Consider the following 8,831-nt stretch of genomic DNA (forward strand, 5'->3'; position numbering starts at 1 on the left):
TGCGATCATTGCCACAGGAGCCTGCGCTCTTGTGGCATCTCGCGCGCGCGGCGCGCGCGGTTGGGGGGGATCGCGCCTCGCCGCGATTGACTGGGCGATGGCGGAAACCGCTGCCGCGCTCGACCTGCCGCTGGTTGCCGTGGCAGAGAAACGTCAATTCCTGCGCGGTACGGCGGTGACGCTGCCCCCGGGGTGTGCGGATGTCGGGTTGCGCGGCAGCCCCAACCTCGAAGCGCTGAGCCTTGTCGCCCCTGACCTGATCCTGTCGTCGAATTTCTACAGTTTCGTTGAACCGCAGCTGGGACGTATCGCACCGGTGTTCACGCAAAATATGTTCATCCCGACCGAACCGGCGCTGCCCAAGGCGCTGTCGGCGCTGGAGACGTTGGCAATACAGCTGGACCGCGGAGAGGTTGGGCACCGGGTGCGTCAGGACTTTGAGGCCGCTTTCGATGCGCTGCGCGCACGGGTGACAGGCTTTGCCGCGCGCCCCTTTGTGGTGATGACGGTGGGGGATGCGCGTCATGTGCAGATCTACGGCAGCGACAGCCTGTATGGCGGGGCGCTTCGCCGGATCGGCCTGACGAATGCCTGGGACGGCGATACTGAATTCGGATTCAATGCCCCGGTCCCTCTGTCCAGATTGATCGATTTTCCGCAGGCGCATCTGGTCATCGCGGGCGCTTTACCGGTGACCGCACGGCGCGCGATTGGCCAAAGCGCGCTTTGGTCCGCGCTGCCGCCCGTGCGGGCGGGTCGCGTGTCGTATCTGCCCGATCAGATGCCCTTTGGCGGCGCGCCTTCCGGGCTGCGTTTTGCGTCCCATCTTGTGACGGCGCTGGAAGCCGCATGATCCGTCCGCCCTTTTTAACGCTGCCCCTTGTGGCCGCCCTCGGCGCGGCGTGCCTATGGACCATCGCAGCGCTTGCCGCCCTGCCCGCTGCGTACTGGGTGCTGCCTATCGCAGGGCCGCAAGACCTGTCGCCCGAACAGATCCTCTTTGCCTTCGGGTTGATGCCGCGGGCGGTCATTGCCCTGCTGATCGGGGCGCTTCTGGGGCTGTCGGGCGCTTTGATGCAGGCAGTGCTGCGCAATCCGCTGGCCGATCCAACGACCCTCGGCGTGGCCTCGGGTGCACAGCTGGCGCTGGTCTGCGCCACGCTGCTCTGGCCGAATATGCTTGCCCTTGGTCCCGGCCCTGTTGCAGTGGTCGGAGGCGGGCTTGCAGCGCTGATTGTCATGGCGCTTGGCGCGCGGCGTGGCTTTGCGCCTATTACGGTCACCATCGCGGGGATGCTGGTGGGCATGCTTGCTTCCGCCATCTCTACCGCGCTCACACTGGGGCAGGGGCATTACCTGCTGTCGCTGGTGATCTGGAACGGCGGGTCGCTTTCGCAAGACAGTTGGCACGGGGTGATCCGACTGACTGTGGTGCTGGTGTTGGGGGCGGCAGGAGCCGCCTTGCTGGTGCGGCCACTGGTGGTCCTAAGTCTTGGCGGGGCCACGGCCAAAGCGCTTGGGGCGCAAGTCGGGGCGATACGGGTCGCGGCGCTTGCGTTGGCGGTGTTCGTCTCGGCCATGGTCTCTGCCGAGGTGGGGCTGGTCGGGTTTGTCGGGCTGGCGGCACCAGCCCTGGCACGGCGTTTGGGCGCGCGCAGCGTGGCGCAAGCCCTGCTGGCCGCGCCACCGGCGGGCGCGCTGCTGCTGTGGCTGGTGGACAGCGCGCTGCTGGCGCTTGCCGCCTTTGGGCTGCCAGAACTGCCGACGGGCGCGTTGACCGGGCTGATTGGCGGGCCGCTTTTGATCGCTTTGCTCCCGCGGTTGCGCAACATTGTCCCGCCCGAGGCTGAACGTAACGACACCCTGCCACCGCGCGCGCCGCACCCGTGGCGGCGGGTTGCTCTGCTGGCCTGCGCGGCGGTCGCCTTTGCCGTGCTGAGTCTGTTTGGCACCCGCGGACCCGAGGGCTGGGGCGTGATATCGGGCGCGATTACGGCGAGTTTCGTGCCATTGAGGGCCACGGCCATTCTGGCGGCTGCCGCTGCCGGAGCGCTGCTGGCGCTTTCGGGCGCCGCATTGCAGCGGGTGACGGCAAACCCGATGGCCGCGCCCGAGGTTCTGGGCGTGACCGGTGGTGCCGCGCTTGGCTATGCGGCGACGCTGTTCCTGCTGCCTGCCCCGTCGCCATTGACGCTGGCGCTCGGGTCTTCGGGTGGGGCGGGGGCGACGCTGATCATCCTGTCCGCCTATGCGGCGCGCAGTGATATGGCACCGGCGCGGCTGTTGCTGGCGGGGCTGGCGATCGGAGCCTTCGCCTCGGCCCTGCTGGCGGCGATCATGGCGTCAGGCGATCCCAGAGCATGGTCCCTGCTGGGGTGGCTTGCGGGAAGCGCTACACGGGTCACGGTCGCAGGGGCGATGGCGCTTGCCGCAATGGCGGTGGCGGCGCTTGGCGCGGCGCTTTTGCTGTCGCGCTGGTTCGACATCCTGCCGCTGGGATCGGGTGTCGCGCAGGGTCTGGGGGTGCCGCTTGGCACCGTGCGGCTTGCCGTTGTGCTGGCGGCAGGGCTGGCCACTGGCGCGGCAAGCGTGCTGGTCGGCCCGGTCAGTTTCGTTGGCCTGATGGCCCCCCATATCGCCCGCAGCCTTGGCCTGCTGCGCCCTGCGCCGTTTCTGGCTGCCAGCTGGTGTCTGGGTGCGTTGCTCATGAGCCTCGCGGCCTTTGGGGCGCGCACCGCCAGCTATCCCTACGACCTGCCGCTGGGGCTTTTCGCGACGCTGATCGGCACGCCCTGGCTTTTCATTGCCCTGCTCGGACGGAGACACGCATGACCCTCTTTACGCTCGAAAATGTCTGCTTTGACGTGCCCAAGCGGCGGCTGGTCGATCACCTTTCCTTGGCGATCAAGCCGGGGATCACGGCGCTTGTCGGGCGCAACGGGTCGGGCAAATCAACGCTGCTGAAAATGCTCGCCGCGCAAACCCGGCCGAGCGCCGGAACCATCCAATATGGCGGCCAAGATTTGAGAGACTGGAAGCCGCGGGATTTTGCCCGCGATCTGGCATTTCTGCCGCAGGTGACCCCGCCGACCGAAGGGCTGTGGCTGGAGGAGCTGGTCGCGCTTGGCCGATACCCTTGGCGCGGCGCCTTGGGTCGATTGGGCCCCGAGGATCGCTTTATGATTGATACGGCGATTGCGCAATGTGGTCTGGAGCACAAGCGCGGCCAGATGGTCGACACCATGTCGGGCGGGGAAAAACAGCGGTCGTGGATAGCGATGATGCTGGCGCAGGGGGCGCGTAGCTTGCTGCTGGATGAACCGATTTCGGCGCTGGATGTGGCCCATCAGATCGACGTGCTGGGGCTGTTGCGTGAAACGGTCAACGCCGGGTCGCTTTCTGCCGTGGTGGTGCTGCATGACGTGAATATGGCGGTGCGCTTTTGCGATCATGTTATCGCGCTGGATGCCGGGCGCGTGGCGCTTGAGGGCGCGGCGCACTGCCTGCTCGACCCCGACGCGCTACGGCGGATCTACGGACTGCCCATGCAAGTCATCGACACAAAGCCCAGCCCGGTCGTTCATCCGATTTGACCCCGACCATATTCATCCGAAAGCCACGCTTATGCTCCGCCAATTTTTCGAATACTACCGCCCCCATATGCGCCTGTTCTGGGTCGACTTCGGCTCTGCCGTGCTGTCCGGCTTGCTGGAGCTTGCCTTCCCGCTTGCCATCACCGCCTTCATAGATCACCTGCTGCCGCTTGGCGACCTGAGGCTGACCATACTGGCCGCGATTGGGCTGTTGCTGGTGTATCTGATCAATACCGCCCTGATGGGGGTGGTGATCTATTGGGGGCACCGTCTGGGGATCGAGATCGAGACCGAGATGCGCCGCCGCGCTTTTTCGCATCTGACGCGGCTCTCGTGGCGCTGGTATGACCGGGCGCGCACCGGCAAGCTTGTCGCCCGCGTGACCCGCGATCTGGAAGAGATAGGCGAGGTCGCGCACCACGGGCCCGAAGATCTGTTTATCGCGGTGGTCACCTTTGTCGGTGCCTTTGCGTTGATGATCAATCTGCATGTCACGCTCGCCCTGATTACGGTCGTGATCGTGCCGCTGATGGTCTGGGTCGTGGCCGTTTACGGCGCGCGCATGACACGGTCTTGGCGCGATATCTATGCGCGTGTGGGGGCCTTTAACGTGCGCCTGGAGGAAGCCATCAGCGGCATCCGGGTCGTGCAGGCCTTTGCCAATGAAGATCACGAAGAAACGTTGTTCGCGCGTGACAACGCAGCCTATCGCAGGACTAAACTGTCGGCCTATGCAATCATGGCGAAGGCCAGTGCGATCCACTACATGGGCCTGCGTTTCGTGCAGGTTGTGGTGATGGTGGCGGGTGCGGGTTTTGTGCTGGAAGGGTCGCTGACCACGGGCGGCTTTGTCGGCTTCCTGCTGCTGGTCAGCGTCTTTTTCCGCCCGCTGGAGAAAATTGCCGCAGTGATCGAAACCTACCCCCGCGGTATCGCCGGTTTCCAACGCTACACCGAATTGTTGCAGACCGACCGCGATGTCAGAGATCGGCCGGATGCCGTCGCAGTGACCGTCACGCAAGGCGAGGTCGCTTTTGAAGATGTGTCATTTGCCTATGACAGCCCGTTGCCCGTTCTGCACAACGTCACCTTGACCGCCAAAGCCGGTGAGACAGTGGCTTTCGTCGGGCCGTCGGGTGCAGGCAAGACAACGCTTCTGGCATTGCTCCCGCGGTTTTACGACCCTTCCGGCGGGCGGATTACGATTGATGGGATCGACATTGCGGATATGACCCTGAACAGTCTGCGGTCTCAGATCGGGTTGGTCTCTCAGGATGTGTTCCTATTCGGGTCCACCCTGCGCGAGAATATCCTGTACGGAAAACTCGATGCCACGGCGGCGGAACTGGATGCCGCGGTCGAGAATGCCCAGTTGGGCGCGCTCGTCTCCGCACTGCCCGAGGGGCTGGAAACCGTCGTGGGCGAGCGAGGTGTCATGCTGTCGGGCGGGCAGAAACAGCGTGTCGCCATTGCTCGCGCTTTCCTGAAAAACCCACCGATCCTGATCCTGGACGAGGCAACATCGGCGCTGGATCGCGAGACGGAGCGCGACATCCAGCAGGCGTTGGAGCGGCTTTCAAAGGGCCGCACCACGCTCATTATCGCGCATCGGCTTGAGACGGTGAAACATGCCGACCAGATCATCGTCATGGAGGCAGGGCGCAAGGTCGAAGCCGGAACACACGACAGCTTGCGCGCGCGCAATGGCCTTTACGCGCGGCTGACCTGACACGCATTTTACAACGTTTGGTGCTGCTTGGGCGTGCTTCTGGATCAGTTGGGGAAAGTCACCTTGGGTCGTTCGTCGTCTCGGGCAGGCGCAAGACGGCAGCAAAACCGCGCGGGCTCAGTTCCCGGGGTACGAAAATTTCAAGTTGGCATCCGGACTGGGCGCATAGATCTTGTATGATCGACAGTCCCAGCCCGTATCCATCTGACAGCGCGCCACGTCGGTTGAACCGCTGCTTTATGCGGTCGAGGTCCGCAGGTGAGAGAGGGGCGCAATCGTTCACGACGGCAACTCTCCCCGATTGGCTGGCGTCTACAACCGTGGGCAAAGGGCCGCGAGCGTGCTTCAGGGCGTTGTCGAACATATTGTTCAGGATGATCCCAAGGGCATCCGGATCAACGCGCGTTGAAAAATGAGTTTCGGGAAACTTCAATTCGATCTTTTCCGGGGCGCGGCTTCGGCTGCGCATCTCGGACATCAAAAGCGTGATCACCGGGGAAACATCCGTCGCGACCGCATTGAGGCCCAGTCCTGATTGCGCCCTTGATAATTGCAATAGGCGCTCGATCAAGCGCTCAAGCCGCTTCAGACTTGTTTCGATTTCGACGATATTGTCGATCTTTGCGGGGTCGCTCAGCTTTGCCCGCAGCCGCTGCGCCTGCGCCAGACAAATGGCAACGGGGGTGCGCAATTCATGCGCGGCATTCGTGGCAAAGGCACGTTCTGCGGTGATGGCGCGGTCAAGTCGCCCCATGAGCCCGTCAAGCGTATCAATCGCCGGGGTTATTTCGGAAAAGACATTCTCGCGTTCAATCGGAGAAAGGTTGTGTTCGTTCTTTTCTGCGATGTTCCGGCTGAGCTCGGCAATCATCGCGACTGATCGTCGAACCGCCCAGAAGGAGGATAACGCAAATAGCGCCCCCAACAGGCCAAAACCGATCGCCACAGCGATCACCACATCGGTTATCGCCTCATTGCGTTCCACCATCGGCTCGGCCACAACGACGCTGCCCGTCTCGGGCTGATCTGAACGGAGCATGATAAAGCGATGCCCGGCGGCGGTGCTTAGTCCGGTGGCCAATGGCGTGGGAAGCGCGAAAGCACCAACGCTTTTTGACTGCGCGTAGACCTGACCATCCGGATCCAGATACCACATCAACGCGCGTTCATCCGGCTTACGCAGTTTGCTTTCAAAATCCAGCAAGCCGCCCACGTCAAAGCCCGCGTCGCCTTGGGCCGTTTCGATGAACTCCACCAAGAGATGCGCCTTGCCAATCAGGCTGGCATCAAGCAGCTCGTCATACTCGTCCTTGAAGATATGCTGGACGATCAAAACGCCAATCACCATCACCGCCAGCCCGGGCACAAGCAGCGACCCAAGCAGCGACTGAACCAGACTTTTGTGGCGGCGTGTCATGAGGTCAAGGCGTAGCCTAAACCACGGTGCGTGGCGATAAGGTCTTTGCCTAATTTCGTGCGCAAACGGCTGATATGTGCCTCGATCGCGTTGCTTTCGACTTCTTCGCCGTAGTCATAGATGGCAGCTTCAAGGCTCTCCTTCGGCACGATCTGGGGTTTGCGGCGCAGTAGCGTTTCGAAGACGCCCCATTCCTTAGCGGTCAGACGTACGGGCTGTTCAGCGCGCATGACAGTGTGATCGGACAGATTGACCACCACATCGTGCAGCTGAACCGTTTGGGCAAACTGGTTGGCGCTGCGTCGACAGACGGTATGGATGCGCGCTTTGACCTCATCTAGGTCAAAAGGCTTGATCACATAGTCATCAGCCCCCCTGTTCAACCCCTCTATCCGGTCCGACACCTTGTCGCGGGCAGTGAGAATGAGGATCGGCGTGCGTATGGCCTTTGCCCGCAGTTTGCTTAAAAAATCCAACCCGTCGCCATCAGGCAACTGCAGGTCCAGAAGTACCACATCATAGGATAGCGTACGCAGCGCGGCGTCTGCCTCGTCCAGGGTGCAGAACCATTCGACAATGTGACGATCCGCCTCCAGATGCTCTTTCAGCGGCCGCGCCAAAGCTTTTTCATCCTCGATCAAGAGTATGCGCATAATGTTACTGTCCAGTTCCGAGACGCGGCTTAGCCAATTCGGCTGCCGCTGACATGATCATAGTTTCAGGCTTAGGGCATTCTATTTTCTGCGACCGGTTCATCGGCATATCTCAGGCCATCCCGAAATAGCGCAAAGCGACCACAGCCATGAAAAAACCGTTCGCGAAAAGCAAGCACATGGTTGCGAGCGAACCAAGGTCTTTGGCGTCACGGGCGAAAACTTCCCACTGTGGAGCGAGGTGGTCGACGATGCATTCGATCGCCGTATTCAGAGCCTCGACCGCGACAAGAGCCGAAAAGAGGACCAGAAAGACCAGAAAATCAGCGACACCCGCATCCATGATGTAGAGCAGAACACTACCGATTGGCAGCGCCACAATGATATGCCTGAACGCGGTTTCCATCCAAAGACGTCGCAGCCCGCCAATCGAATAGCCCGCAGCGGCAAACAGATGGGCGACTCCCGTAACGCGTTCGGGTTTCTCAAGCGGTTTGATAATTTCCGGCTTCATATCTTGGCCACCTCAGTATTTGTTTTGCAGGAAGCGAAGATATCCAGATCGGGGTTACGCTCTGCGGTGTTGATGTCGAGCATCCCAAGTAGGGAATGGAACAGGTTGTCGTGTGACAGCGGCTTGTCCTTCTGTTCCGCCACACAGCTTTCATCGATGCCAAAGCGGGTTCGGAATGCGTCTGACATCCATAGGAGCATCGGGACATGGGTCTGCGTGTCCGGGGCCATGAAATAGGGTGCCCCGTGCAAATACAGCCCGCGTTCGCCAAGCGATTCACCGTGGTCGGACACATAAAGCAGTGACGTGGCCAAAGCTTCATTCGCGGCAAGCATTTTTATCGTCTGGGCAAGGATCTGATCCGTATAGGCGATGGTGTTATCATAGGCATTGGTGATCTCCTGCGGGGTGCATTTCTTGAACTCCGCCGTACGGCATGCGGGTGTGAAGCGTTCGAATGCCGCCGGATAGCGCTGATAATAGGTCGGCCCGTGACTGCCGATCTGGTGCAGAACCAGGACCGTGTCCTGCTTGATCGATGCGATGTAGTCTTTCAACGGCTCAAGGAATATGCCGTCGATACATTCACCCGTTGCACAGAACTCCGGGTCGGTCAGATCGTTGAACCTGCGTGTCTTGAACCGTGCGGCAATCGCTTTGTCGCCGGTATTATTGTCCCACCATTCAACCTGCAGCCCGGCATGCCCGAAGACATCTAGCACATTCTCGGTCGAGGTGCCTTTTTCAAAGCTGTAGTCAGCTCGGCTGTATTTTGAGAACATACAAGGCAGTGACACCGCCGTGGCAGTGCCACAGGACTGGATATTGCTAAAGTTGATAATTGGCAGCTTGGACAGCTCTGGGTTCGTGTCGACGCCGTATCCGTTCAAGCTGAAATTCTGCGCCCGCGCGGTTTCCCCCGCAA

The 8,831-nt window shown here is 61.4% G+C and carries 8 protein-coding genes; 4 read left to right on the forward strand and 4 right to left on the reverse strand.

Going from position 1 to position 8,831, the window contains the following annotated elements:
* The first annotated feature begins 31 nt into the window (after positions 1–31).
* Genes B3849_RS01710 through B3849_RS01725 form a run of 4 tightly spaced genes read left to right on the forward strand, consistent with a single transcriptional unit; the run spans position 32 to position 5,322 of the window.
* Positions 32–853 carry an ABC transporter substrate-binding protein gene (locus B3849_RS01710; RefSeq protein ID WP_286779733.1) on the forward strand — a complete coding sequence of 274 codons (822 nt, stop codon included), beginning with the start codon at positions 32–34 and terminating at the stop codon, positions 851–853.
* On the forward strand, positions 850–2,832 hold the full coding sequence (gene fhuB, locus B3849_RS01715) for a Fe(3+)-hydroxamate ABC transporter permease FhuB (RefSeq protein ID WP_278425416.1): 1,983 nt from the start codon (positions 850–852) through the stop codon (positions 2,830–2,832). Before B3849_RS01710 ends, fhuB begins: the two co-directional genes overlap by 4 nt.
* On the forward strand, positions 2,829–3,593 hold the full coding sequence (locus B3849_RS01720; RefSeq protein ID WP_278425415.1) for an ABC transporter ATP-binding protein: 765 nt from the start codon (positions 2,829–2,831) through the stop codon (positions 3,591–3,593). Before fhuB ends, B3849_RS01720 begins: the two co-directional genes overlap by 4 nt.
* A gap of 31 nt (positions 3,594–3,624) precedes the next feature.
* Entirely contained in the window at positions 3,625–5,322 is a 1,698-nt protein-coding gene (locus tag B3849_RS01725) for an ABC transporter ATP-binding protein (protein WP_286779734.1), read from the forward strand.
* Positions 5,323–5,380: 58 nt separating this feature from the next.
* Here B3849_RS01725 and B3849_RS01730 read toward each other — a convergent pair whose 3' ends face one another.
* From B3849_RS01730 to B3849_RS01745, 4 genes are all read right to left on the reverse strand, one after another.
* On the reverse strand, positions 5,381–6,739 hold the full coding sequence (locus B3849_RS01730; RefSeq protein ID WP_278425412.1) for a sensor histidine kinase: 1,359 nt from the start codon (positions 6,737–6,739) through the stop codon (positions 5,381–5,383).
* Entirely contained in the window at positions 6,736–7,392 is a 657-nt protein-coding gene (locus B3849_RS01735; protein ID WP_037964708.1) for a response regulator transcription factor, read from the reverse strand. Before B3849_RS01735 ends, B3849_RS01730 begins: the two co-directional genes overlap by 4 nt.
* 112 nt (positions 7,393–7,504) lie before the next feature.
* On the reverse strand, positions 7,505–7,906 hold the full coding sequence (locus tag B3849_RS01740; RefSeq protein WP_009825846.1) for a diacylglycerol kinase: 402 nt from the start codon (positions 7,904–7,906) through the stop codon (positions 7,505–7,507).
* Positions 7,903–8,831: phosphoethanolamine transferase (locus B3849_RS01745; RefSeq protein WP_286779735.1), on the reverse strand; the 929-nt coding region annotated here is incomplete at its 5' end. The genes B3849_RS01745 and B3849_RS01740, both read right to left, overlap by 4 nt.

It is taken from the genome of Sulfitobacter sp. UBA4523 (assembly GCF_002388305.1).
Classification (GTDB): domain Bacteria; phylum Pseudomonadota; class Alphaproteobacteria; order Rhodobacterales; family Rhodobacteraceae; genus Sulfitobacter; species Sulfitobacter pontiacus.